Annotated in this window: 21 protein-coding genes and 2 pseudogenes; 12 read left to right on the top strand and 11 right to left on the bottom strand. The window is 72.8% G+C overall.

What is annotated here, in order from left to right; all coding sequences use genetic code 11:
* Positions 1 to 3: 3 nt before the first annotated feature.
* The 7 genes and pseudogenes from ACZ3IJ_RS26900 to pdxR form a co-directional block, all read right to left on the bottom strand.
* Positions 4 to 450, bottom strand: coding sequence for an Lrp/AsnC family transcriptional regulator (locus ACZ3IJ_RS26900; RefSeq protein WP_467472348.1), 447 nt, complete (start codon positions 448 to 450; stop codon positions 4 to 6).
* A 167-nt stretch (positions 451 to 617) separates the two neighbouring features.
* Complete coding sequence (locus ACZ3IJ_RS26895; protein WP_467472237.1) at positions 618 to 2,321, bottom strand: DUF885 domain-containing protein; 1,704 nt, start codon at positions 2,319 to 2,321, stop codon at positions 618 to 620.
* Positions 2,322 to 2,784: 463 nt separating this feature from the next.
* Positions 2,785 to 4,206, bottom strand: coding sequence for a GNAT family N-acetyltransferase (locus ACZ3IJ_RS26890; RefSeq protein WP_467472235.1), 1,422 nt, complete (start codon positions 4,204 to 4,206; stop codon positions 2,785 to 2,787).
* 76 nt (positions 4,207 to 4,282) lie between these two features.
* The gene (locus ACZ3IJ_RS26885) at positions 4,283 to 7,027 is read right to left on the bottom strand and encodes a DUF7824 domain-containing protein (protein ID WP_467472234.1); all 2,745 of its coding nucleotides are present in this window, start codon (positions 7,025 to 7,027) and stop codon (positions 4,283 to 4,285) included.
* Positions 7,024 to 8,517 (bottom strand): SWIM zinc finger family protein, encoded by a 1,494-nt coding sequence (locus ACZ3IJ_RS26880; protein WP_467472232.1) that lies wholly within the window; start codon positions 8,515 to 8,517, stop codon positions 7,024 to 7,026. The genes ACZ3IJ_RS26885 and ACZ3IJ_RS26880 overlap by 4 nt, the downstream gene beginning before the upstream one ends.
* Before the next feature lie 141 nt (positions 8,518 to 8,658).
* Positions 8,659 to 10,247, bottom strand: a pseudogene (locus ACZ3IJ_RS26875) (alkaline phosphatase D family protein).
* A 101-nt stretch (positions 10,248 to 10,348) separates the two neighbouring features.
* On the bottom strand, positions 10,349 to 11,875 hold the full coding sequence (gene pdxR / locus ACZ3IJ_RS26870; RefSeq protein WP_467472231.1) for a MocR-like pyridoxine biosynthesis transcription factor PdxR: 1,527 nt from the start codon (positions 11,873 to 11,875) through the stop codon (positions 10,349 to 10,351).
* 218 nt (positions 11,876 to 12,093) lie between these two features.
* Here pdxR and ACZ3IJ_RS26865 point away from each other — a divergent pair.
* Positions 12,094 to 12,558, top strand: a pseudogene (locus ACZ3IJ_RS26865) (EamA family transporter); the annotation flags it as partial.
* Between the two features lie 471 nt (positions 12,559 to 13,029).
* Here ACZ3IJ_RS26865 and ACZ3IJ_RS26860 read toward each other — a convergent pair.
* Positions 13,030 to 13,860 carry an alpha/beta fold hydrolase gene (locus ACZ3IJ_RS26860; RefSeq protein WP_467472229.1) on the bottom strand — a complete coding sequence of 277 codons (831 nt, stop codon included), beginning with the start codon at positions 13,858 to 13,860 and terminating at the stop codon, positions 13,030 to 13,032.
* A gap of 114 nt (positions 13,861 to 13,974) precedes the next feature.
* Between ACZ3IJ_RS26860 and ACZ3IJ_RS26855 the strand changes: the two genes are divergently transcribed.
* Entirely contained in the window at positions 13,975 to 14,859 is an 885-nt protein-coding gene (locus ACZ3IJ_RS26855) for an RNA polymerase sigma-70 factor (RefSeq protein WP_467472227.1), read from the top strand.
* Positions 14,860 to 15,126: 267 nt separating this feature from the next.
* Positions 15,127 to 15,867 carry a GntR family transcriptional regulator gene (locus tag ACZ3IJ_RS26850; RefSeq protein WP_467472226.1) on the top strand — a complete coding sequence of 247 codons (741 nt, stop codon included), beginning with the start codon at positions 15,127 to 15,129 and terminating at the stop codon, positions 15,865 to 15,867.
* A gap of 185 nt (positions 15,868 to 16,052) precedes the next feature.
* On the opposite strand, the gene ACZ3IJ_RS26845 is transcribed toward ACZ3IJ_RS26850, so the two are convergent.
* Positions 16,053 to 17,210, bottom strand: a complete 1,158-nt coding sequence (locus tag ACZ3IJ_RS26845; RefSeq protein WP_467472224.1) for an ROK family transcriptional regulator — start codon at positions 17,208 to 17,210, stop codon at positions 16,053 to 16,055.
* Between the two features lie 143 nt (positions 17,211 to 17,353).
* On the opposite strand from ACZ3IJ_RS26845, the gene ACZ3IJ_RS26840 reads away from it, so the two are divergent.
* On the top strand, positions 17,354 to 17,722 hold the full coding sequence (locus ACZ3IJ_RS26840) for a hypothetical protein (RefSeq protein ID WP_467472222.1): 369 nt from the start codon (positions 17,354 to 17,356) through the stop codon (positions 17,720 to 17,722).
* Here the strand turns inward: ACZ3IJ_RS26840 and mug are convergent.
* Both mug and purB read right to left on the bottom strand, forming a co-directional pair.
* Positions 17,700 to 18,284 (bottom strand): G/U mismatch-specific DNA glycosylase, encoded by a 585-nt coding sequence (gene mug / locus ACZ3IJ_RS26835; protein WP_467472346.1) that lies wholly within the window; start codon positions 18,282 to 18,284, stop codon positions 17,700 to 17,702. The genes ACZ3IJ_RS26840 and mug overlap by 23 nt on opposite strands.
* A complete protein-coding gene (gene purB, locus ACZ3IJ_RS26830) occupies positions 18,281 to 19,723 on the bottom strand; it encodes an adenylosuccinate lyase (RefSeq protein ID WP_467472221.1) in 1,443 nt (480 codons plus the stop codon). Before purB ends, mug begins: the two co-directional genes overlap by 4 nt.
* 288 nt (positions 19,724 to 20,011) lie before the next feature.
* Here purB and ACZ3IJ_RS26825 point away from each other — a divergent pair, with 288 nt between their 5' ends.
* From ACZ3IJ_RS26825 to ACZ3IJ_RS26790, 8 genes are all read left to right on the top strand, one after another.
* Positions 20,012 to 20,527, top strand: coding sequence for a DUF6907 domain-containing protein (locus tag ACZ3IJ_RS26825; protein WP_467472218.1), 516 nt, complete (start codon positions 20,012 to 20,014; stop codon positions 20,525 to 20,527).
* On the top strand, positions 20,524 to 20,889 hold the full coding sequence (locus ACZ3IJ_RS26820) for a DUF6907 domain-containing protein (RefSeq protein ID WP_467472217.1): 366 nt from the start codon (positions 20,524 to 20,526) through the stop codon (positions 20,887 to 20,889). Before ACZ3IJ_RS26825 ends, ACZ3IJ_RS26820 begins: the two co-directional genes overlap by 4 nt.
* Complete coding sequence (locus ACZ3IJ_RS26815; protein WP_467472215.1) at positions 20,886 to 21,086, top strand: hypothetical protein; 201 nt, start codon at positions 20,886 to 20,888, stop codon at positions 21,084 to 21,086. Before ACZ3IJ_RS26820 ends, ACZ3IJ_RS26815 begins: the two co-directional genes overlap by 4 nt.
* Positions 21,083 to 21,892 (top strand): DUF2637 domain-containing protein, encoded by an 810-nt coding sequence (locus tag ACZ3IJ_RS26810; RefSeq protein WP_467472214.1) that lies wholly within the window; start codon positions 21,083 to 21,085, stop codon positions 21,890 to 21,892. Before ACZ3IJ_RS26815 ends, ACZ3IJ_RS26810 begins: the two co-directional genes overlap by 4 nt.
* Positions 21,889 to 22,197: a hypothetical protein gene (locus ACZ3IJ_RS26805; protein WP_467472213.1), complete on the top strand. Its 309-nt coding sequence runs from the start codon at positions 21,889 to 21,891 to the stop codon at positions 22,195 to 22,197. Before ACZ3IJ_RS26810 ends, ACZ3IJ_RS26805 begins: the two co-directional genes overlap by 4 nt.
* Before the next feature lie 2 nt (positions 22,198 to 22,199).
* Positions 22,200 to 22,382, top strand: a complete 183-nt coding sequence (locus tag ACZ3IJ_RS26800) for a DUF6257 family protein (RefSeq protein WP_467472211.1) — start codon at positions 22,200 to 22,202, stop codon at positions 22,380 to 22,382.
* Positions 22,379 to 22,555 carry a hypothetical protein gene (locus ACZ3IJ_RS26795; RefSeq protein WP_467472210.1) on the top strand — a complete coding sequence of 59 codons (177 nt, stop codon included), beginning with the start codon at positions 22,379 to 22,381 and terminating at the stop codon, positions 22,553 to 22,555. Before ACZ3IJ_RS26800 ends, ACZ3IJ_RS26795 begins: the two co-directional genes overlap by 4 nt.
* Positions 22,556 to 22,641: 86 nt before the next feature.
* Positions 22,642 to 24,777 carry an FtsK/SpoIIIE domain-containing protein gene (locus ACZ3IJ_RS26790; protein WP_467472208.1) on the top strand — a complete coding sequence of 712 codons (2,136 nt, stop codon included), beginning with the start codon at positions 22,642 to 22,644 and terminating at the stop codon, positions 24,775 to 24,777.
* Positions 24,778 to 24,942 lie beyond the last annotated feature (165 nt).

The following is a 24,942-nucleotide window of genomic DNA, read 5'->3' as shown; positions in this document are numbered from 1 at the left end:
TGGTCAGCGGCTGACCGCGCGACGGGGGAGGGGGGAGGAGTAGACGACGCTCGTCGTCACCGAGCCCAGCGTGCCGATCTTCCCGGAGACCTCCTCCAGGTGCTTCATGGACCGCGTGGCGACCTTCATGACGAAGCAGTCGTCGCCGGTCACATGGTGCGCCTCCAGGACCTCGGGCGTGGCCGCGAGGAGGTCGTGGAAGGGCTTGTAGTTGCCGTTCGGGTAGCGCAGACGGACGAAGGCGAGGATCGGGAGCCCCAGGCGTTCCTGGTCGACCACGGCCGTGTAACCGGTGATCACCCCGGCCTCCTCCAGCCTGCGCACGCGCTCGGTCACCGCGGAGGCCGACATGGAGACGGCACGGGCCAGCTCGGTGAAGCTCGCGCGGCCCTGGGCCTGCAGGGCGTCGAGGATGCGCCAGTCGGTGGCGTCCGGGGTGTACTCGGTCATCGCGGTCATGACCGCGATGGTGCAGGGGAATCCTCGGCCGATCAACCGGACCCCGGGGAGTTCTCACGGCTCGGGACGCGGACCGGGCGGGATTTCCCGCCTGGTCCGCTCCTGTACGGGGACCCCTGGCGCCGTGCGCGCAAGGGTGCCCCGGCGCGCGCAGCCCGTCAGAGGCGCGAGATCTCCTCCACCAGGTCGTCCAGGCCCAGCGGGCCCTGGGACAGCGCCGCCATGTGCCACGCCTTCGCGTCGAACGCGTCGCCGTGCGCCGCCTGCGCGTTGGCGCGCCCCAGCAGCCAGGCGCGCTCGCCCAGCTTGTAGCCGATCGCCTGCCCCGGCATCGAGAGGTAGCGGGTCATCTCGCTCTCGACGAAGGCCGGCGGACGGCTGCTGTGCCGCTGGAAGAACTCCTGCGCCAGCTCCGGCGTCCACTCCTCGCCCGGGTGGAACGGAGAGTCCGCCGGGATCCGGAGCCGCAGGTGCATGCCGATGTCCACGATCACCCGGCAGGCGCGCATCATCTGCGCGTCCAGGTAGCCGAGACGCCGCTCGGCGTCGGGGAGGAACCCGAGCTCGTCCATCAGGCGCTCCGCGTAGAGCGCCCAGCCCTCCGCGTTGGCGCTGACGCCGCCGATCGTCGCCTGGTAGCGCGAGAGCTGGTCGGCGACGTGCACCCACTGGGCGATCTGCAGGTGGTGCCCAGGCACACCCTCGTGGTACCAGGTCGACACCAGGTCGTACACCGGGAAGCGGGTCTGGCCGTCGACCGGCAGCCAGGTGCGGCCGGGCCGGGAGAAGTCCTCCGACGGGCCGGTGTAGTACGGGGCGGCGGCGCCGCCGGGCGGGGCGATGCGCGACTCCACCTTCCGTACCCGCTCGGCGAGTTCGAAGTGGGTGCCGTCCAGCGCCTCGATCGCCTCGTCCATCAGGTTCTGCAGCCAGACCCGGACCTCTTCGACGCCCTCGATGTGGGTGCCGTGGACGTCGAGGTGCGCGAGCGCCTCCCACGGACCGGCTCCGGGCAGGATGCGCTCGGCCTCGGTGCGCATCTCGGCGTGGAGCCGGTGGTACTCGGACCAGCCGTACGCGTAGGCCTGGTCGAGGTCCAGGTCGGTGCCGTTGAAGTAGCGCGACCACCGCTGGTACCGCTCGCGGCCCACCGTGTCCGGCGCGCCGGCGACGGCCGGGGCGTACACGTCGCGCATCCAGTCCCGCAGCGCGACGACCGCCTCGGTGGCGCCACGGGACGCCGAAGCCAGCTCCGTACGCAGCTCGGAGGGAAGGGAGTCCGGGGCCGCGGCGGCGAACTCCTCGAACCAGCCACGGCCGTCGCCCTCCCCGCCCGCCCACTCCGTCAGCTGGCCGACGAACGTGGCGGTCGGCCGCGGTCCGCCCAGGAGCTTGCGCTCCAGGCCGAGCTCCAGCGAGGCGCGGTAACCCTCCAGCGCCGTGGGCACCGCGCGCAGCCGCCGCGCCACGGCCTCCCAGTCCTCCTCGGTCACGGTCGCCATCACGGTGAACACCATGCGCACGCTGTGCGCGGGGGACCGCATGTTGCTGACCGCGCACAGGCCCTCGTCGGCTTCGTGCACGGCGAGTTCGGCCGTCAGACGCTCCCGCAGAAGCCGGGCGCAGCGCCGTTCGGCGTCGCTGTCCGCGCCCGGCAGCCGCTCGGCCTCGTCGAGCCGGGCGAGGGTGCCGCGGGCGAGGTCGGCCACGGCTTCCTGGCCGGCAGGCGAGAAGTCGGGAAGGAGGCCGGCGCTCTCTTTGACTCCCAGGTACGTACCGGTGATCGGGTCGAGTTCGATGAGAGCGTCGACGTAGCTGTCGGCGACCTGGCGGGGGAGAGCGCTGCTGGAAGTCTCTGGCATGAGGTTCATCCTGGGGCCTCCACGGTCCTCGCGTCACCCTCAATCGATCTCACTAGGCTGACAAATGAGCGCTCGGAGGGGGTGGTCCGTACCGGTTCCGAAGGGGCGCCCGGCGGAGGGTCGACGCGCGTCACCCGAGCTTGCGCTCGACGGACGGGCCGATCAGTTCGCGCCGGGACGGACACGTTCGGCCGGGAGGGCGGCTTCACGCCCGCGACCGAGTTTGGCCGGATCCCGTCGGCGGAAGTCTCCGGCGGAGCCGCGGTGGGTGCCTCGCCCACCTCGGTGGCGAGCTCGGGGCGGGCGGTCCGGGCGTCGGCCGGCGGAGGCGCAGAACGTACGACTCGGGCCGGGAGCGGTGGAGGAGATCCGGCCACGGGCCATGGGGCGCTTTTCCGACACCCGGATATGCCCCGGGCGTGACGGGCTCGGGCCCCGGGCCCCTGTGGCCGTGGCCGGTCCGTCAGCGCTCGCCGAGCGGGAGACGGCTCCGGGCCGAGGCCGAGGAGAGGCGGGCGGTGATGACCAGGGTGCCCTCCTCGATCTGGTAGTCGAGGGGGAGGTTCAGGGCTCGCATGGCGGCCACCATGCCGGTGTTGGAGGACTGGGTCACGGCGTAGACGCTCTCGCAGCCGGCCTCGACGGCCATCGCGACCAGCCGGCCGAGGAGTTCGGAGCCGATGCCCCGGCGCTGCCAGTCGTCCTCGACCATCAGGGCCACCTCCGTCTCGTCGCCGTCCCAGAGCAGATGCCCGAGGGCGACCAGCCGGCCGGAGGCCGTCTGCACGGCGAGGGTCCGGCCGTAGCGGGGGCTGAGCAGGTGGTCGAGGTAGCGGTCGGCGTCGCCGACGGGGCCGTGGTAGCGCAGGCCGAGGGTCCGTGCGGAGCAGCGGTCGTGCATGGCACGGGCCGCGACCAGGTCCCGCTGGTCCGCGCGGCGGACGGTGATCTCGTTGCCCTCGGGAAGGGTGAGGACGTCCTGGCTGCGCGGGATGCGCGGACCGAGGCGGGCATCCAGTTCGACGAGGGCCCGGGCGCGGGCGAACTCGGTCGGGGTGAACGGCAGATAGGGCCGCTCGATCGTGATCACGCCGCCGTTCGGGTCGCGCAGGCGCATCACCGTGTCCTCCAGGTGTCCCTCGACGGGCGCGGTCTCGCCCGTGGGCCGGCCGGTGAGGGAGACGGCGGGAAGCGAGTGGATGGAGCAGCGGCCGAGGAGCTGGCGCAGGGCGAGCGGGAGTTCGGCGGCGTCGAGCGCGGTCCGGGTGGCGAGTCCGAGCAGTCGGGTCGGGGTGTCCACGAGGTCGTGGGCGTCGGCGCGTTCGATCCAGGTGTGGGTGCCGCCGGCCGCGGCGATCTCCCGGGTCAGTTCGCTCGCCTGGAGGCGCGCGGGGGCGCGCAGCAGGAACTCGTCGACGGTGCCCTCGGCGAGCGGGTGGGTCTGGAGCGTCAGGATGTCCACGCTCTGGTGGGCCAGTGCCGTGCAGAGCGCGGCCAGGCTGCCCGGGGTGTCGCGGACGGTGCTCCGCATGCGCCAGAGCGTCGTCTCGACGGGCCCGGTCTGGTGAGACGTGGTCTCGAGCGACGGGGCGTCGCCCGCCGCGGCGTCGGTGGCCGCTGGCAGCGGGGTGGGCCCGCCGCCGCCGGGATGGCCGTGGGGCGGCGCATGGCTGTGGCGCCGTGCCCACCAGGTGTGGAACGCGGCCGTGGCGATCAGCGCGATCGCCGAGAACACGAGCATGTACGGACCGTCGGCGCCGCGGACGACGGTCTTGGCGATGGTGTCTGCCACCACCACGGCGGTGAAGAGGGCGGCGAGTTCGATGAGGTCCCGCCGCCAGTGGTGGGGACGGCGGGAGCTCTTCGCAGAAGTCACATCGGTCATGACCTCACTGTGACCCAACGTTGTTGCGTGATCACGAACGCTTTGTGACTGACGGGTTAAGCGCCGATCTGGGAGCTTACTGGTCGTTTTCGGCCGCTTGTGTCGTCTCCTGATCGGCCCGCTGGGAGGATGCCGACGCACCCGGGCGGAGCGCCTTCCGGAGCCGCCGCGCCTGGACGACAAGCTGTGACGAAGCGCGCCGGTCCGCCGTCGCGTCCAGCCCCGCCACCTGTCCGGCCGCGCCGCACCGCTCCACGCAGTCCGCCGCCACGGCCAGCAGCTCGCCGAGCCCGCGCGCCGGCTTCCCGGCCGTCAGCAGAGCGGGCAGCAGAGGTGCCAGTACGGACCATGTCGTGCCGTACGCGCCCGTCGCCGCAGCCGTACGGGCCGCGTCCGCCAAGCGGTTGGGCTTGACGGTGCCGTCGGCGACCAGACCGGCCAGCGTCCCGCCCAGCCGGCCGGCGTCCAGATCACCGCGCGCGGCGAGCACGAGCAGCGTGTCCACCGCGTTCAGCCGGTCCTCCGGATGCCGGCAGCCGAGCGCGAACGCCAGGGCGAGATGCGTCGCCTCCCCGACAGGCCCCTCGGCCTCGGCCAGGGCGGTCATGCCCCAGGAGGCGCCGCGCTCGTCCCACTCGACCCCGCCCGCGAGCACGGGCAGCAGCCAGGACGCCAGGGTCTCCCGGTCGTCGGGCACCACGGCCGGCCAGTTCCGGCGCTCCCCGCTCCAGTGGTAGCAGCGCTTCGGGGCCGTGTTGTCGGCGCCGCCCAGCCACCTGAACACGGGCGGGAACTCCTCCCGCACCGCCCGCCGCTCGCGGATCTTCAGGACGATCCGATCGGCCAGCCGCGCGCTGCCTTCCTTCGTGCCCCGTTCCCGGGCGAGGAACCGCAGACCGGGTGCGAGGGAGGCGTCCGCGCGGAGCCAGTCCGCGAGCCGCTCCCCGGCCCGGGTGCCCAACGCCGAGGCGTCGACGGCCGCGGCGGCGGCCGAAGGATCGGCCTTACGGACGCGCAGCAGGGCCTGCGCGAGGTCGACCGGAGCCGGATCCACGCCCGCGTCCCGGTAGGCGCGCAACCGCTCCACCAGCACGGACGGATCGATCGCCCCCGTGTGCCAGGTCGGCGCGGCCAGCAGGAACGGCAGCCGGTCCGTGCCGACGAGGGCGGCCGCCTCCCACAGACGGGCGTCGACCACCGCGTCCAGGGCCCCGTGGACGCAGGAGGAGGCAGGCCGGCCGGCCCGTGCGTCATGGATCCGGGACGGGCGGACCCGGCCCATCAGCGAGGCCATCACCACGGCCACGCCGTACGTCCCGTACACGAACTGGTCCGGGGACTGCCCCTCCTCACCCGCCCACCAGGCGTCCGCGAAGGCCACGGCCAGGGCCGCCTTCAGCTCCTCGCGGTGACGGTGCGCATGGTGGACGAGTCCGGCGAGGGCGCGCTCCCCCTCCTCGGGCGGAGCCTCGCCACGCCCCTTGGACACGGTCACGAGCTCCTCGACGAGCTCGGCGACCGTCTCCGGCGGGGCAGCCACCAGCCGCAGCCCCGGCACGGGCGGCAGAGTCTCCTCGTACGGATGGTCGTCGGCGAGACCCGTGGAGCCGAACAGCTCCTCGGCCGCCTCGCGGTGCACAGGGCTCAACACCGCCGCGGAGTCCGCGAGTTCCTCCCGCACCTGGTCGTCCACCCGGGTGAGGTACCGTCCCACGAGCTTCAGCGCCCGCTCCTGGATCCCCGTGTCCTCGTGACCGAACGCCTCCGCGATCACGGGCAGCAGCGCGGTCGCCGCGCCCGGGTCCCTCCGCAGTTCCTTCGTGAGCAACGTCAGTTGTGCCCGTACGAGCCTCTTCTCCGTGCGGAACAGCACCTGACCGGACATCTCCGCCAGCTCGGCCGTCGACAGTCCGCCCCCGGCCGCGAGCCCCGCCAGGACCTCCTGCGCGAACGCGGCGACCGGTGACGGCGCGTCCGCGGCCATCCCCGCCCAGTCCGGCTTCCGTCCCAGACGCTCCTCGGGCGTCGGGTCCAGGAGCCGGAGCAGGGCGAGCGGGAAGCGCAGGTCCCGCGGCCGGCCGCCCCGCAGCAGCCGCGCCACGCAGCCGTCCACCAGGGACGCGCGGTCCAGCACACCCTCCCCGGCGAGTTGAGCGAGCGCCGTCGGCCAGTGCGTGGGGGCGTCGGGAGCCACGGACCAGGTCAGCCGGTCGGGGGTCTCGGCTAGGTCGAGGACGCGGGGGACCAGCACCGGTGTGTGCGCGTCGGCGCGGAGCTCCTCCAGGAGCCCTGGCCCGCTGATCGAGCGCGTCCAGCCGAGGACGTAGCCGTCCGTCGTCGGCACGGCGCAGCCCGAGCGCGCCACCAGCTCGCGCACGAGCGGGAAGTCTCTCTCCGTCACGGCCGGCCGCTCCGCGAGCCTCTGTGCGACATCGCCAAGCCAGGCCGGATCACGGTCGGCGAGCACGTCCAGGACGAAGCGGCTCGTCCCCCGGGCCCAGTCGTTGAGGTCCCGGCCCCCGATCCAGGCGGCGGCCGCCGCCGCGCCCGTGTGGCATCCGGCCCCGGCGACCCGCAGCGCCTTCTGGACCGGCGCCTGCTCGCTCCACCGCCGCCAGCCCCAACCGCGGACCTCGGTCCGCAGCGCCTTGAGCTCCGCGAGGGCCTTCCTCCGGTCTCCCGGGTCCAGCTCCTTCAGCAGTCCGGGGACGGCCTCGACCCGCCCCGCCCGTACCGCGGTCAGCAGCTTGTTCACCGCACGTCCCTCCCGTGCCGCGGTCAGCCGCGCCTTCAGCGCGGTCTGGTCGAACGCCTCGCTCATCGCGCACCGCCGAAGGACTCGACCCCGGCCGCCGCGCCGGCGGTCGTCCCGGCCACGGCACCGGTCGTCCCGGCCACGGCACCGGCCGTCCCGGCCACGGCACCGGCCGTCCCGGCCACGGCACCGGCCGTCCCGGCCACGGCGCTCCGCCGGGCCATCCGCACCGCGAGCGCGTGCTTGCACGGCCCCCGGCGGCCCCGGTAGTCCGCCCACCACTGGCAGGTGCAGGTCAGCGCGCCGCCCGACTCCCTCACCTGGTAGCGCCGTTCCCCCGAGGCGACCGTCGCGAGAGCTCCGTCGAGGGCGACCGCTCCCTCCGTCACCAGGGCGCGGGCCGCCACCAGCCGGGGATTGTGCCGCTCGGCGCGGTCCGCGTCGTACGGCAGCTCCCGGTGGAAGTAGGCCGCGTCGGCCACGTCGTACCCCACCCGCCCGGCGGTCCCCAGCCGGGTCAGCGCGGCCCGCACCCGGTCCACGGGAAGGCCCGACCGGTCGCCCAGCTCGGCCAGGTCGATCTTCGGCTCCCAGGAGAGCAGGACCGAGATCAGCTCGGCGTCCTGCGCGGCCTCCTCCGTCGCCAGGGCCTCCAGGACCCCGCCCTCTCCGGAGAAGCCCCGCGAGGCGTCGGGCGAGAGGGTCAGCGTCAGGCGCATCCCGGGCAACGTCACCTCCCAGGCGCTCGCCGTCGCGGCACCGTCCGGCACCGGCCCGTACACCCGCAGCGCCGTCGCGTGGCGCAGTACACGCTCCAGTGCCACCAGCCGGTCGGGCCCCGGCAGACAGACGGCTCCCGCGACCGGCCGGGTCGTGGGCCGCAGGGTCCGGCCGGCCTGGACGACCCAGAGCGGCCCCCGCCGCCCGGCGCCCTGCGAACGCGGCAGCGAACGCAGGAACCGCACCGCCTCCGCGCCCGTCAGCTCGGCCCGCAGGTCGAAACCCGCCGAGGCCACCTGCGCCTCCGCGAAACCACGCAGCCAGCGGTCCGGGAGCGGAACCTTCTTCTCCACGACCGCGCCCCGCAGCGTCGTCACCGCCAACTCCTCCGGGCCGACGCGCAGATGCAGCGGATCGCTTCCCGTCATCCGCGACAGCGCCTCGCGCAGTGGGTTGTTGACGTCCACATTGGTGGTGCCGTGCCCCGTCGTGGCGCCGTCGAGCCCTTCGCTCAGCACGTCGAGCCGGGCGTACACCCCGCCGCAGCCGGAGAAGGACTCGAACCGCAGACGGTCGCCGTTCCCCGTCACGACCGGGTCGAGCGACCCCGGACGTATCCGCTGGTGGTAGCGGGCGGCCGCCACGTCCGCCACCGCCAGCAGACCCCGCGCGGCGATCTGCGGGGACGTCAGGAACCCGGTGAAGAAACGAGGATGCGCCTCGGCGCCGGTGGGCGTGAGGCCCCCGGAGGTCTCCAGGCCGAGGCGCCGACCGTCCCCGGAGGAGCGCAGGGCGGACGGGCATGAGTAGGCGAGCGCCTGTACGGATCGCGTCATGACGAAAACGCTAGGACCCCCCACTGACAATCAGCCCCGCTGCCCGCCTCCGGGAGCCGTGCCGCGGCCGCCCGCCGGAGCCGCGCCCCCGGCCGGGCCTCCCTGCTCGGGCTCGCGCCCCCCGGCCCGGCCTCCCTGCTCCTACTGCCCGACGCGTCCCGGCTGCAGGACCTTGCTGAACAGGACCGTCCCGCCCTCCGCGCGGAGCCGGACCGTCAACTCCCCGCTGCCACCGTCGATGTCGACCTCGCCGAAGTACTGCGGCGACTCCATCGGCGACAGGTTCGCCCGCTCCGGGGCCCGTACGAAGACCCGCTCGGGCCCGAGGGTGCCGTCCAGCGCGTTGGCCGGGAACCCGCCCGCGACCAGCGGCCCGGAGACGAACTCCCAGAACGGCGCGAAGTCCTGGAACGCCGCGCGCTCCGGCGCGTAGTGCTGCGCGGAGGTGTGGTGCACGTCCGCTGTCAGCCACAGCGTGCCGGTGATCCGGCGGTGCTTGACGAACCGGAGCAGCTCCGCGATCTGCAGCTCACGGCCGAGCGGGGCGCCCGGATCGCCCTGGGCGACCGCCTCGATGTTCGCCGCACCGTCGGGGACGACGAGCCCCAGCGGCATGTCGGCGGCGAGCACCTTCCACACCGCCCGTGAGCGGCTCAGCTCCCGCTTGAGCCAGGTCAGCTGCTCCGCGCCGAGGATGCCCGTCGTGTCGTCGGCCTGCCGGCCGGGGGAGTTGGCGTTCCGGTAGGAGCGCATGTCCAGGACGAAGACGTCGAGCAGCGGGCCGTACCGCACCACCCGGTGCATCCGGCCCTCGACGCCGCCGCCGCGCGCGTGGAGCGTGGAGACCGGGAAGTACTCGGCGAACGCGCGTGAGGCACGGGCCGCGAGGACGTCCACGTCCTTCTCCGTGTAGCGGGTGTCGTCCAGGATCTGGCCGGGGTACCAGTTGTTGCGGACCTCGTGGTCGTCCCACTGCACGACCGTGGGCACCTGCGCGTTGAACGCGCGCACGTTGTGGTCGAGCAGGTTGTAGCGGAAGTTGCCGCGGTACTCGGACAGCGTCTCGGCGACCTTCGACTTCTCCGGCGTCGTGACGTTCCGCCAGATCCGGCCGTCGGGCAGGGTCACGCTCGGCTGGACGGGTCCGTCGGCGTAGATCGTGTCGCCGCTGCACAGGAAGAAGTCCGGGTTCAGCCGGCGCATCTCCTCGTACGCGCGGAATCCGCCGATGTCCGGGTTGATGCCCCAGCCCTGCCCGGCGATGTCGCCCGACCAGAGGAAACGAACCCCGTCGCGCCGCCGCGCAGGGGCCGTACGGAACGTGCCGACGACCGGTTCGCCGGTACGGCGCGGGTCGTCCGGGTCCGCGAGGCTGACCCGGTAATGGATCTGCTCGCCCGCGGGCAGCCCGCGCAGCGCCGTCGTCCCGGTGAAGTCGCTGCCCGTCCCCAGCAGGGGCCCGACATGGCGGTGCGTACGGCGGAAGGACTCGCTCGACGACGTCTCCACGATCATCCGGGCCGGCCGGTCCGAACGGACCAGACCAGACCCGAGGAGGCGGTCACATCGCCGGTCTGCACCCCCCACGCGGCCCGCGGCCGCCCCGAGAGCGCCAGTGCCGGGGCTGCGCCCACGGCCCCGCCGAGGGTGAGGGCCGCCGACGCGGCGAGCGAGCCGCGCAGCACGCCGCGTCGGGCGGGGGACGGTCCATCGGGGACGGAGCTGGTCATCGGAGCGCCTCCAAGTGCGGTACGGGGCAAATGTGTTGCGTCTCCCCATGCCTAACGGCCAGGGGCGGCGCGGACACGAACCCGGGGTGAACACCCCGGAGTCACGGCCCGTTCGGATCAGGCGCGCCCTCGGCCCTCCGGACAGCACCCCCGGCCCCTGCCTCGGTCCGGAGGCCGGCCCCTGCCTCGGTCCGGACGCCGGCCCCGGCCTCCGCCGCCCCGCGGCCCGCGTCCCACGCCTCCGCCGCCAGGCGCACTCCGCGGCCGATCTCGGACGGAGTCAGATGGGCGTAGCCGAGGACCAGCCGGACCGCGCCGTCCGTCGGGCGGGCCGTGCCGTACTCCTCCAGGGGGCGCAGCGCCACCCCCGCCCCCGCCGCACGCTCCACGAAGCGGGCCGTGGGGCCGTATCGCTCCGGCACGCGCGCGATGATGTGCAGACCGGCCGCGATGCCACTCACCGAGGTGCCGGGAAAGGACTCCGCGAGCGCCGCCAGCAGGGCGTCCCGCCGCTCCCGGTACGCCCGCTGGCAGCGGCGCAGCTGCCGGTCGTACGCCCCGCGCGTCACGAACTCGGCCAGCAGCGCCTGGTCCAGTGCCGGGTTCCCGAGGTCCATCGTCCGCTTGCGCTCCACGACCTCGGCGAGCAGTTCCCGCGGTACGAGCATCCAGCCGAGCCGCAGCCCAGGGGCCAGCGACTTGCTCACCGAACCGGCGTACACGACCCGCTCCGGATCGAGGCCCTGGAGGGCGCCCACCGGCGCCCGGTCGTAGCGGAAGTCCCCGTCGTAGTCGTCCTCCAGGACGTACCCGTCCACCGATCGCGCCCAGTCGAGCAGCGCGGCACGGCGCGCCGCCGAGTAGGCGATGCCGGTCGGGAACTGGTGGGAGGGCGTCGCCACCACCGCCCGCACCCCGGACGCGGCGAGCGGACCGGGCAGCAGCCCCTCGTCGTCCACCGGCAGCCACACCGTGTCCAGGCCGGTGGAGGCGAACAGCCGCCCGTGCTCCGGACTGCCGGGGTCCTCGATCCCGACGGTCCGCAGCCCCCGTGCCCGCAGCACGAATCCGAGCAGAGTCGACGCCTGGGCGACACCCGAGCACACCACCAGGCGCTCCGGATCGGCCACCGCGCCGCGCCGCCGCGCCAGCATCCCCGCGAGCGCCGTCCGCAGCTCCGGCAGCCCGCGCGGGTCGGGGTAGCCGAGCGCCCGGTGGGGCAGCGCGGACAGCACCGAGCGCTGGGCCGACGCCCAGGCCGCGCGGGGGAAGAGCGCGAGGTCGGGGGTGCCGGGACGGAAGTCGATCCGCAGGCCCGGCGGGCGCGGCGCCGCGTCCCGTACCGCCCGGTCCGTGGCCGCGCGCACCGCCTCCCCGACCCAGGTGCCCGCGCCCCGGTCGCTGCGCAGGTATCCCTCCGCGGTCAGCTGCTCGTACGCCTCCGTCACCAGGCCGCGTGAGACGCCGAGATCGGCGGCCAGTTCACGGCTCGACGGGAGCCGGGTCCCGGGCGTCAGCCGCCCGGTGCGGACCGCCTCCCGCAGCGCCTCCTGAAGCGCACGGCCGCGCCGCCTGGCCGGTGCGGCGGCCGCCGGGAGCAGCAGTTCCCAGGCCGGTGTGGGCCGCATACGAGAAGTCCCCCTGATCGCGGTGTCCGTGCCTGCCGCCCGCCTCCGTGGCTGGGCGGCGGTCGCGTGGCCGTGGTGGTCACCCCGGCGCGGCGCAACGCGGTGGAGAGTACCCGCCTCGCGGCCACCGCCTCCGGCGTCGCCTCCCCTGACGCCTCCGCCTCCGCCGGCCCCTCCGCCGCCTCCTCCGTCGACCGCGACACGCGAAGTGGTCCCCGATGGCGAGGGGAAAGTGGTCCTTAAACCGGGCCGGTCCGCTTTCTAGCGTCGGGGGCATGAACGCGAACTCCCTGCGAGGAGCCCTCCTCGTGACCGTCGCCTATGCCCTCGTGGGTGCCTCCTTCACCGCCAACAGCCTTCTGGGCGACTATCCGTACGCGGGCGGCCAGGCTCTGCGTTACGGCGCCGCCTGCCTTCTGCTGCTGCCTCTGCTCGGCCGCGGCGGGCTCGCGCCGCTGCGTGGCCTCGGCGCCAGTGGATGGTCCCGGCTCGCGGTGCTCGCCGCCGTCGGCATGGTCGGCTTCAACCTCGCGGTCCTCGCCGCGGAACGTACCGCCGAACCGGCCGTCCCCGGCGTCCTGGTGGGGTGTGCCCCGATCGTCGTGGCCGTGATCGTTCCCCTCCTGGAGGGGCGCAGGCCGAGCCGGCCGGTCCTCCACGGCGCGTTCCTGGTGGCCGCCGGGGCCTTCGTCGTCCAGGGGTGGGGCCGTACCGACCTGGCAGGCCTCTCTTACTCCGTAGGAGCGCTGGCGGGCGAAGTGGGGTTCACCGTGCTCGCCGTACCGGTGCTCCGTCCGCTCGGGCCGAAGCTCCTGACGGCAGCCGTGTGCGGGATCGCCGCCGTGGAGTCGGCGCTGCTCGGACTGCTCGTGGACGGCGGTGCGTTCCTGCGGATGCCGACGGCCGTGGAGACGGGTGCTCTGCTGTGGCAGGCCGTCCTGGCCACGGTCGTCGGGTTCGTCCTGTTCTACATGGGCGTCCAGCGGCTCGGCATGGAGCGCGCGACCCTCTTCACCGGCGCCATCCCGGTCGCCGCGGCCGGCACCGCGGCGCTCGTGGCGACCGGCGGTTTCGGCGTTCCGCAGGCCGCCGGCGGGCTCCTCGTCGGTGCCGGAGCGGCCCTCGGGACGGGGCTCCTCGGCCGCCGGAACGGCTCAGCGGCTGCCGTCGAGGATCACCCGGGCGACGAGAGCCGGGTCGTCGCTCATGGGAACGTGGCCGCAGCCGGGCAGCCTGACGAGCCTCGCTCCGGGGACGGTCTGCTTGGCACGGACGCCCTGCCGACGCAGCAGCAGCCGGTCGCGGGTGCCCCAGGCGACGGTCACGGGTACCGCGGCTACGTCGTCGCCGAACATCACCGTGCGGCCGGCCTCCAGGGTCTGCCGGAACCCGGTGGCCTCCCGCAGCGCGAGCGTCTCGGCGACCACCGCCTCGGGTGAACGGCGGCCCGGGCGGGCGTAGATGGTGCTCGTGAGGGCCGTCCGCCCGGCGGCGCTGCGCGAAAGCCGCTCGATCAGCGGGACCGGCATCGACAGCGCGGCGGCCCGCATCGCCCGCAGCGTCCCGAAGGCGTACCGCCGTTCGCTCTCCGACCAGAACCCGGCCGGGGAGAGCGCGGTGACCGAGCGCACGAGCTTCTCCCGGCCCAGCTCGAGAGCGAGCAGCCCGCCCAGGGAGTTGCCCGCGACGTGCGGCCGCTCGACACCGAGCGCCTCACAGAAGGCACCCAGGACCGGGACCACGGTCGACAGGTCGTACGCGCAGCCGTCGGGCAGCGCGGGGGAGGCGCCGAAACCGGGCAGGTCCACGGCCACGACGTCCCGCTCGGCGGCCAGGATGTCGAGCACCGGCTCCCACGCCTGCCAGTGGTGGCCGATGCCGTGCAGCAGCAGGAGCGGCTCGCCCGCGCCCCTGCGTTCGTACGCCACCGAGGCCGTGCGGGGACCCGCCGGGGTCCGGACCGTGAACGAGATCTGTGCGGACATACGTCTGCTCCTTGACTTAGACACCCTGTCAGCAAGAATTACCGTTCAGTAGATACGAGTTCAAGGGCGCGGACGGAACTGGACACAGCGCGGCGCGTCGGCTGGGATGGGGGAGTGGTGACCGACACGCTGACCGACGTCTTCCAAGAGCACCGGCCCATCCTCATCGGGGTGGCCTACCGGATGCTCGGCCGCGCCGCCGACGCCGAGGACGTGGTCCAGGAGGCCTGGCTGCGCTGGTCCTCCGCGGACCGCGACGACGTCCGCGAACCGCGCGCCTATCTCGTACGGATCACCACCCGGCTGGCCCTCGACCGGCTCCGCCAGGTGCAGTCCCGACGCGAGTCCTACGTAGGGCCCTGGCTCCCCGAACCCGTCGTCACCGACTTCGGTCCGGCCGTCCCCGACACCGCCGAGCGCGCCATGCTCGCCGACTCCGTCTCGCTCGCCGTCCTCGTCGTCCTCGAATCCCTCTCGCCGCTGGAGCGCGCGGTCTTCGTCCTCCGCGAGGCGTTCGGCTTCCCGTACGGGGAGATCGCCACCGCGCTCGACCGCTCCGAGGCCGCCGTCCGCCAGCTCGCCGGCCGTGCCCGCCGCCACGTCGACGAGGGCAGGCCCCGCTACGACGTCGACCCGGCCGAACGCCGCGACCTCACCGAGCGCTTCCTCGCCGCGGCCGCGGGCGGCGACCTGGAACAGCTCCTGGCCCTGCTCGCCCCGGACGCCCGGCTCGTCGGCGACAGCGGTGGCAAGGCGAAGGCACCCCTGCGGGTCATCGACAGCGCGGACAAGGTCGGCCGCTTCCTCATCGCCGTCGCCCAGGGCGCCGAGACCGCCTTCGAGTTCCGCTTCGTCGAGTACAACGGAGCGCCCGGGCTGCTGGCCCTCGCCGACGGCAAGCCCGACTCGGTCTTCCAGATCGAGGTGCGCGACGGGCGCATCCAGTGCGTCTACATCGTGCGCAACCCCGAGAAGCTGCACGCCGTCGACCCCGGCTGACCTGCTGCGCCGCCGACGCCCGCCACGTGCGCCCCCTCTGCCCCGCCTCCTCCCGGAGGCGGGGCACTTTGCTGCGCAGGGCACACATCGGTGCGAACGTCCTGTGAACGATCTACGCCAGAGGGCCGCAATGGGGGGCATCCGGGTCACGATTGGTCTTGACCAAGTAGGTGCGCCGCCTTATGGTCGCAGAGTTAGTGCAGGAACCTTTAATAAACAAGGGCGCGGAAAACCGCCGCGGGACACGGCGAATTGCGGAGGATCAGGGTGGGGACCACGCAGCTGGAATCGGCTCCGGAGCCGAAGTACTGGCACCTCAAGACCGTGATCGGCGAGGCACTCGACTCCGACTTCGCGGTCGGCGAGATCCTCCCCAACGAGCGTGAACTGGCCGCGCGTTTCGGCGTCGCCAGGGCCACGCTCCGGCAGGCACTGGAGCAGCTCGAACTGGAGGGCCGCCTGCAGCGCCGCCGCGGTGTCGGGACGACCGTCGCACCGCCGCGCGTGGGCGTCGACGTCTCCACCACGCAGCACGTCTGGCCCGGCGTCGGGGAAGAGACCTGGCAGTCCGTGGACTCCGCCCGCGACACCGCCCCGGCGTCCGTCGCCAAGCTCCTGGACCTGGCCCCCGACGAGCAGGTGCACGTCGTGCGCCGGCTGCGCGTCACGCACGGCCAGCCCGTCGCGGCCGAGCTCCTGTACGTCCCGTCCTCCTCGGTCCCCGACCTGACCGCGATCGACGCCCCGGCCGGCCCCGCCCGCGCCCGTGTCGTCCTGCGCGAACTCCAGCGTCTCGCCCTGGACGGACAGGACCGTGCCGTCGAGCTCGGCTCGGCCCGCGCGGACGACGCCAAGGAGCTGGACCGCCTCCCCGGCGCCCCGGTCCTCGTCGTCACGACCCGCTACCTCTCCGAAGGCCGCACGGCCGCGGTCTCGGTGGCCACCTACCGCGCCGACACCTGCCGCCTCACCTTCGGCGACACGGGCGACCTGGTGATGGCGTCCTGACACGGACCCGGGAGAACCGTCGGCCCGAGCCCGGAAGCGTCGGCGAACCGTCGGCCCGAGCCCGGAAGCGTCGGCGAACCGTCGGCCCGAGCCCGGAAGCGTCGGCGACCCTCGGCCTGAGCCCGGAAGCGTCGGCGAACCCTCGACCCGACCGGGAGTTCGGCTGAAGCCCCGGCCCGTCGCACTCAGCGGCGGGCCGTCGCCGTTCCCTCCACCGCGAACAGCTGCTCCTCCACGTGATCGAGAGCCAGCCGCAGCGCGCCCGTGCCCACCGCCGCCTCGCCCAGCATCGACAGCACCACACGCGGGGGGCGGAGACAGAAGCGGTCCAGCTCGTCGCGCAGCGGCTGCAGGACGCCGTCCAGGCCGGCCGCCCAGCCGCCGATCACGACCAACTCCGGGTCGAGCGCGAGGACCAGCGCCGCCACGTCGTGCACCAGACGCTGGGTGAAGCGCTCCACCGCCGCTTCCGCGCGGGCGTCGCCCCCGCGGGCCAGCGCGAAGACCTCGGCCACCGCCTGCTCGTCCAGCGGATGCAGCGGCTCGTCCGTGGTGGAGAGCAGATGCTCGGGCGTGACGCCCCGGCCCAGCAGGTGCAGCGCCCCGATCTCGCCCGCCGCCCCGCCGTAGCCCCGGTGCAGCCGCCCGCCGATCAGCGAACCCGCGCCCGGGCTCAGCCCGGCCAGGACGAAGACGATGTCGTCGGAGTCGGTCGCCGCGCCCTTCCAGTGCTCCGCGACCGCGGCCGCGTTGGCGTCGTTCTCCACCAGGACCGGGCACTTGAACGACCGCCGCAGCCGCTCCCCGAGCGCCAGGCCCGTCCAGCCGGGCAGCGCCGTACCCAGCCGCACCGTGCCGTCCGCCTCGACGATTCCGGGCGTGCCGACGCCGACCGCCCGTAGGTTCGACCGTGCGACGCCCGCCCTGCGCAGCACGTCGGCCACGACCGTACGCACCCGCTCCAGGCGCTCGTCCTCGGGAGCCGTCTCAGAGACGTCACGGGACCCCGCGCCGATGATCCGGCCGTCCAGACCCGAGAGCAGCGCGGCGACGCGGTGCGGACCGATCTCGATGCCCAGCAGATGCCCCGCCTCGGCGCGGAAGCGGAACCTGCGGGCGGGCCGGCCCTGCCGCCTCGCCTCGCCTTCCTCGGCCGCCGCCTCGACGACCAGACCACCGACGATGAGCCCCTCGACGACGCCCTCGACGGTCGGCCGGGACAGCCCGGTGATCCGTGTCAGGTCCGTGAGCGTGAGCGCGTCGGCGCCCCGCAGAGCATGGAGTACCACCGCGGAATTGATCCGCCGCAGCAGCGACGGATCCCCGCCGGTCAGCCGCCCCACCGTGTGTCCTCCCAGCTCGTGCGCATGTCTGCCGGATGTTACTCAATGGACCGGGGTGCGGCGAGGTCCGCCCGCACCCTGCTGGGGCGAACGGGGCTCCTGACGGATCATCGGCTGTCAGAGCCGGGCGGTTTACTGGACCCATGACGCTCGCACAGCATCTCGCCGCCCTCGATCTGCTGCGCGCCCGCGCGTTCCCCGAAGAGGGCTACCACCTCACCGAGTTAGCCGTCGAGGATCCGACCGAGGAGCAGGCGGAGGCCGAACGGGAAGCCCTCGCCCTGCTCCTGGAGACCCGCTGGGGGCCGCCTCGGCTGGTCGGCCTCCACTCCCTGCTCGCCCGCGCCGGAGCGGGCGAGGACATACCCGGGCCCTGGGCGCTGATCTGCGCCTCCGTGCCCGACATCCAGCTCTGGCGGGTGGACGGCCACTGGGTCGTGCTCGGACTCACGCGCCGGGGCGAGGACGGCCACGGACTCCTCGCCTGCGTCACGGAGGTGGATCCGCCGTGACGTCCGGCCGCCGGTCCGGTACGCCCGCCGCCTCGCGCAGTCGCCCGAACTCCTCCGCCATCGAGTCCACCGTCCAGTGCGCGTTCAGGCCGCTCGGATTGGGCAGGACCCAGATCCGGGTCTCCCCGATCGTCCGCTCCTGCTCCCCGACGACCGCGCGCTTCTCGCCGAACGCCGTCCGGTACGCCGTGATGCCGACCACCGCCAGCCAGCGGGGACGCCGGAGCTCGACCCGCTCGGTCAGCAGCCGGCCGCCCTCGCGGAACTCCTCGGCGCTCAGCTCGTCGGCCCGCGCGGTCGCCCGCGCCACCACGTTCGTGATGCCGAGACCGTAGGCGAGCAGTTCCTCCTGCTCCGACGGCTTCAGCAGCCGGGGCGTGAAACCGGACCGTGCGAGCACAGGCCAGAAGCGATTGCCCGGGCGCGCGAAGTGATGGCCCGTCGCCGCCGACATCAGGCCGGGGTTGATCCCGCAGAAGAGGACCGAAAGGCCGCCCGCCACCACGTCGGGGATGACGCGGTCGCGGGCGGCCTGGAGCTCCTGCGGGGTGAACCGGGTCAGAGGATCGACCCGGGGGTGTACGCGGCGGCCTCCGGGTGCTGCTTGACGATCTCCTCGACACGGGAGACCACGGCGGCGACCTGGTCGGCGGCGGCACCGGTGAACGACAGCTTGTCCGCCATGAGGGCGTCGAGCTGCGCGCGGTCCAGCGGGATCCGCTCGTCGGCGGCCAGCTTGTCGAGGAGCTCGTTGCGCTCGGCACCCTGCTCGCGCATGGCGAGTGCGGAGGCGACGGCGTTCTCCTTGATCGCCTCGTGGGCGAGCTCGCGGCCGACGCCGGCCCGGACGGCGCCCATGAGGACCTTGGTGGTCGCCAGGAACGGCAGGTACCGGTCGAGCTCGCGCGCGACGACCGCGGGGAACGCCCCGAACTCGTCGAGGACGGTCAGGAAGGTCTCCAGCAGGCCGTCCAGGGCGAAGAACGCGTCCGGCAGCGCGACGCGGCGGACCACCGAGCACGACACGTCGCCCTCGTTCCACTGGTCGCCCGCCAGCTCGCCGGTCATCGAGGCGTACCCGCGCAGGATGACCATGAGGCCGTTGACGCGCTCGCAGGAGCGGGTGTTCATCTTGTGCGGCATCGCGGACGAGCCGACCTGGCCGGGCTTGAAGCCCTCGGTCACCAGCTCGTGGCCGGCCATCAGACGGATCGTCTTGGCGACCGAGGACGGCGCGGCGGCCAGCTGCACGAGGCCCGTGACGACGTCGTAGTCGAGCGAGCGCGGGTAGACCTGGCCGACGGAGGTGAAGGCGTGCGCGAAGCCGAGGTGACCGGCGATGCGCCGCTCCAGGTCGGCCAGCTTCTCCGCGTCGCCGCCGAGCAGGTCCAGCATGTCCTGCGCGGTGCCGACCGGGCCCTTGATGCCCCGCAGCGGGTAGCGGGCGATCAGCTCCTCCAGGCGGCCGAAGGCGACGAGCAGCTCGTCGGCGGCCGTGGCGAAACGCTTGCCGAGGGTGGTGGCCTGGGCGGCGACGTTGTGGGAGCGTCCGGCCATGACGAGCTCGGCGTACTCGCCGGAGAGCTTGCCGAGCCGGGCGAGGACGGCGACCGTGCGGTCTCGCATCAGCTCCAGCGAGAGGCGGATCTGCAGCTGCTCGACGTTCTCGGTGAGGTCGCGCGACGTCATGCCCTTGTGGACGTGCTCGTGACCGGCGAGGGCGTTGAACTCCTCGATCCGGGCCTTCACGTCGTGCCGGGTGACCTTCTCGCGCTCGGCGATGGAGCCGAGGTCGACCTGGTCGAGCACGCGCTCGTAGTCGGCGAGGGCCGCGTCCGGAACCTCGATCCCGAGGTCCTTCTGAGCACGCAGCACGGCGAGCCAGAGCCGGCGCTCCAGCTTCACCTTCTGCTCGGGGGACCAGAGGACGGCGAGCTCCGCGGAGGCGTAGCGGCCGGCCAGGACGTTGGGGATTCGGGGCTTCGCAGTCACAGCAGTCACGTGGACAGAGCATACCTGGCGTTCATAGAGGTACCCACATGTGCATGGAGCGCGTGAAACCGCAGGTCATGAGGCGGTCACGTTGATCTAGGTGGGCACGTCTGTGAGACGGATGTGAGACGCCGGTAGTAGCAACAGACGAAGGAATCCCCCCATCGCGTGTGTTGCTAACTTGCACCGCATGTTGTTATATAGAACCAAGCCACCCCGAAAACGGGAACGGCCCCAGCAGGTGCGTCAACACCGGCCAGGGCCTAGGCGCAACCCCTCCGCAAAGGGAGTTGAACCATGAGCAACACCGTAGCGCGCCCTGTCAACGGCCTGCCGTCGGCGTTCCTGCCGGGTATCCCCGCCCAGCCGTCCGCCCGTCAGGTCGACCTCGTGAAGCCGCCGAGGACGTGGACGTTCACCGACACCGAGACGGGTCAGCGGAAGACGTTCACCTGCATGCCGGGTTGCATCGACGACCACGAGTCCGAGGCCAGCGGCCAGGCCGGCGCCGACGACGTCTGGTGCTACCGCACCTCGGAGGCTGTCAGCCTCCCCATCAACGACAGCGGCCAGCCGGAAGACCTGAGCGTCCTGCGGGCCACGATGAACGTCGACCCGTTCGACCGCCGGATGTCGCAGCGGCTCCCGCACATCGACCTCGAGCTCATCGACGGGGCCTGGATCGAGGGCCTCGACCCGGACGGGTTCGAGACCGTCATCAACACGCTGCAGCGGCAGCTGGACGTCATGCGCGCCATGCACGCCGAGCTCGTCGCCGTCCGCGCTGCGTACCGCAAGCAGGTGCAGGGATGAGCGGGCGCATCGTAACGGTCCACACGGCGGACCACGGCGCGGTGACGATGCCCGAGCCGGTGTGGTGCACGGAGCCGCACAAGTTCGAGGCGTACCGCGAGGACATCACGCACGAGGGAGACCAGCGTCTGGCGCTGATTCCGACGCTGTGCCACGGCGAGGCGCCGACTCTGACGGTGTCGCTGATGCAGCGGCCGTTCAGCCCGGAGCGGCCCGGTGTGGTGGCGGCCCTGTTCCTCGACGGCGACTGGCACGAGCTGAACTCCACGCAGCTGGACGCGGCGGCGGCCGAGATCGTCGAGCACGCGGCCTACCTGCGGGGGCTGGCTCGTCGGCTCGCGGTGCTGGAGGCGGCCGAATGAGCAGCAAGTGGCCGATCCCGCGGCCGACGGAGAACAAGGTGCTGCGCGTGCTGGACCAGGCGCCGCGCGTCATCCCCCCGATTCAGCTGGTCCTCGCCGACCTGCTCGCCGCCAACCGGATGGGCGACAGGCACGGCGTCAACCTGTGCGCGCACCTCGCGGCGCGTGCTGCTCTGGGAAAGGTGGGCGAGCAGTGAAGAACACCGACCCGACGCGGGCTCTGGCCATCGCGGCCGGCGTGGTCATCATCGCTCTGACCGGGGCAGCGTTCTGGCTGTCCTACGCGCACCTCGCCGAGGTCGCCATTGGCCACGGCCTGGGCGCGGCGCGGGAGCGGGCGTGGGCGTGGCCGGCGACGCTGGACCTGTTCATCGTTGCGGGTGAGCTGCTGATGCTGCGGGCCGCGCTGGTGAAGAAGGTCGACCCGTGGGCGATCGGTCTGACGACGGTCGGTTCGCTGGGCTCCATCGTCCTGAACGTGGCCGGTGTGACCGGTGACCGGAACCCTGCCGAGGTGCCGCTGCTGGACTACGTGGTGGCCGCCGTGCCGCCCACGGCCGCGCTCCTGGCGTTCGGTGCCCTCATGCGCCAGGTACACCAGGCCCTCGCCAAGCGGGACGAGGTGACCACTCTCCACACCGTGGAGAGTCCTGCGGTGAGCGTCGAGCGGGACGACCTTGTGGATGTTATCCACGAGGTTTCGCCCGCCGAGGTGGTCACGCGTCCAGTCATCGAACTGCCTCCCGTGTCCCCGGTGTGGGACGACTTCTCTACCGCCAAGGTGCCCGCTGCTGTACCTGCTGTGCAGGACCGTCAGGTGGTCACCGAGCAGATCACCGTCACACCGGCTGAGCTGCGCAGGAAGGCCCGCACGCTGCACCGTCAGGTGGTCAAGTCGGGCGGGCGCGGGGTGACCATCGACCAGCTGCGCGAAGAGTTCGGCCTGTCCCGGCGTGAGGCGACGGAGCTGCGCCGCGACGTGGTCACGGAGGTGGCGTCGTGAGCGACATCGAGAAGGCCGCCCGCGAGGCAGTCGAGGCCGCGCACAACACCGAGCAGCTGGCCATGGTGATGGCCATCCTGCAGGCCCAGCAGCTCACCCAGCACCAGGGATGCCAGCACCCGCCGGCCCCGGCGCCCAGCCCGAACACCGGCAAGTGGATCGCGGTCGGTGTCGCCGCCCCGTTCCTCGCCGTCACCTTGGCCATCTCCGTTATGGCGTTCGCCATCTCGGCCGTGGCTCTGACGATCTGCGTTCTCGTTCTCCGCGGCCTGTGGGCCGACTACCAGAAGGGCAGCCAGAAGTGACTGTGCCGAAGCCTGACTGCGCCTACCCGAAGCTGACCGTCGCCGAGCACGTCCAGGTGGCCGGCCTGGTGGCCCGCATGGCCAAGCGCTGCCTGGCGAGCGAGAGCGTCGACCGCAGCGACCTCGAGGCCAAGGTCGACCGGATCCTCGACAAGGCCCGCAAGCGCCAGGAGGGGGCCAAGTGAGCAGCTGGAAGTACCGGGCCTCGACGACCGACGGCAAGGGCCGCCGCTGGGAGCACGGCGGTCGCGTCGACGGCCACAGCGAGGAAGCCGCCCGTCAGGCCGTCGTTGAGTTTCTGCAGGCCAAGGGGTACCAGCCCACCGCACCCGTGACGCTCAAGCTCAAGCGCCAGTAGCTACGCCACGGGGCGGCCGTCACCTGCCGAGGGAACCGGCCGCCCCGTGCCCCAGTCCGCTCACAGAGCAGCTAGGAGATACCAGCATGACTGACATCCTCGAGCGGCCCGTCAACGGCCACGCGGTCGTCAAGGTGAACCTGCTCAAGCCGCAGTACACCGTCGTCCCCGAGCAGCCGGCCGTGACGGAAACCGTGACGGAAGAGCCGGTCGTCGAGGCGGTCGACCGTGAGGGCAACCCGCTCGCCGACTGGCTGACCGTCCCCGACCTGCCGGTACTGCCGGTGTGGGCGCGGACGCCGGCGCTGCTGAAGGCCAACACGGTGGCGTTGGGACGGCTGTGCTGGTGGCACACGCGGTTCCACGGCATCCGGGTGCCGAAGTACGCGGTGAAGACGGTGTGGCTGGCCTCGCGCGGCTTCTACCGGGCCACGGCCGGCCTGTGGCCGACGCTCTCGGCGCAGGACCACAGCGCCACGGTGAAGGCTCTGAAGGCGCAGGTGAAGGTGAAGCCCGAGGACGTCGAGCTCGCCGCCCGCCTGCAGGCCGCGCACGCCGCACGCACCCAGACCAGGCGCTGGCGCTTCGGTACGGCCGCCGCTGGTGTCGCCGCCGCCGCGGTCGGCATCTACCTGGCGCCTCCGCTGCTCCAGACCGGTATCGCCGGCGCCGTCATGACACCGCTCGCCTACCTGGGGCGCGGGGAGAACGCGCAGCTGCTCGACCAGGCCGCGCCCCCGCTGAAGGTGGACATGTCCGCCCAGCAGTTGAACGACGCGCTGCGTGCCTCTGGCCTCCTGAAAAGCGGCAAGGGCGACGACGACGGACCCCGCGTCTCCTGCGTCATGGGCCCGGTACGCGACGGCCGCGGCTGGGCGGTCATCTTCGATCTGCCGAAGGGTGGCGGGAAGACTGCTGCGGACGTTCTCGCGAAGCGCACGACCATCGCCGCCGAGCTCGGCGTAGACGAGATCCAGGTGGTCATGTCCCGCGTCCGCGCGGCGCAGGGCGGCAACGCCTCCCGCGTGTCGATGTGGGTCGCGGACGATGACCCGTACCTCGCCGACCCAGTGCAGTCGCCGCTGGCGAAGATGGAACGCTTCTCCATCTGGGATCCGATTCCGTTCGGGCACGACGCCCGCGGCAACCGCATCGCCGTACCCGTCGTGTGGCAGTCGATGTTCTTCGGCGGACTTCCGCGCCGCGGCAAGACGTTCACCCAGCGACTCATGACGGCTGCCGGCCTGCTCGACCCGTTCGTGCGGCACTACGTCGCCGACTTCAAGGGCGGCCAGGACTGGATGCAGATGCGTCAGGTCGCTCACCGCCTGGTCCTCGGTGCGGAGGACGACGCGATCGAGGCGTTCAAGGCCATGCTCGACGAGCTGCTCGTCGAGATGGAACGGCGGTTCGCGATCCTGCGGGAACTCCCGCCGTCGATCTGCCCGGAGGGAAAGCTGACTCCGGAGATCGTCACCCGCTACAACATGCCGTTCGTGTTCTTCACGGTCGATGAGCTGCAGGAATGCTTCATCGCCGTGTCGGACGAGAAGGAGCGGAAGGCCATCATCGACGACATGGCCCGCATCGCCCGCCGCGGGCCGGCCGCAGGGTTCATCTCCAACTACGCCTCCCAGCGTCCCGACGCCGAGTCGGTGCCGACGAAGCTGCGGGAGATCATCACGATCCGGGCGTGCACGCAGGTCACCGACCAGACGTCCTCCGACATGGTGCTCGGCAAGGGGAAGGCCTCGATGGGTGCCGACGCGTCGGTTCTCTCGGAGGACCACAAGGGCGTGACGGTCCTGGTCACCGGACCGGCGTCGTTCGCCACGGTCAAGAACGATCTGCTGACGACGGCCGAGTTCAACGCCCTGTGCGCCAAGGGCCGGACGCTGCGGAAGGAAGCGGGGCAGCTCACCGGCGACGCGGCCGGGGATGTCGCCACGGAGGCGGCCGAGCACGGCTACCGGGTGCCGGCCGTCATCTCCGACGTCCTCGAGGCGATGCGGCACGCGCCGCGGATGTTCACCCGCGACCTGCTGCAGCGGCTCGTCGTCATGGACGAGGACACCTACGGCGACTGGGACGCCGAGAAGCTGGCCAAGGAACTCGAGCTGGCCGGCGTGAAGCGCACCAGCAAGCAGGTGAAGATCAGCGGCGAGAACGGCGCCGGATACCAGCGGCGCGACATCGAGGGCGCGATGCCCTTCACCGGGTAGCGGGTCCCCCCTCTACCAACCGGCTGGGGCCGGACCTGTCATCGACGGGTCCGGCCCCTTTCGCGTGGGCGCCGAAAGTAGCGGGAGCCCTTTACCCCGGTAGCGGGGGTGGTCATGGGGTCTGACCTGCAAGGTAGCGCGGGTAAAGGGGTACGGCAGGGCCCC

The sequence above is a fragment of the Streptomyces sp. NPDC013317 genome (assembly GCF_055563155.1).
Note: the sequence above shows the minus strand (reverse complement) of the source record. Positions and strands in the feature narration are given on the sequence as shown.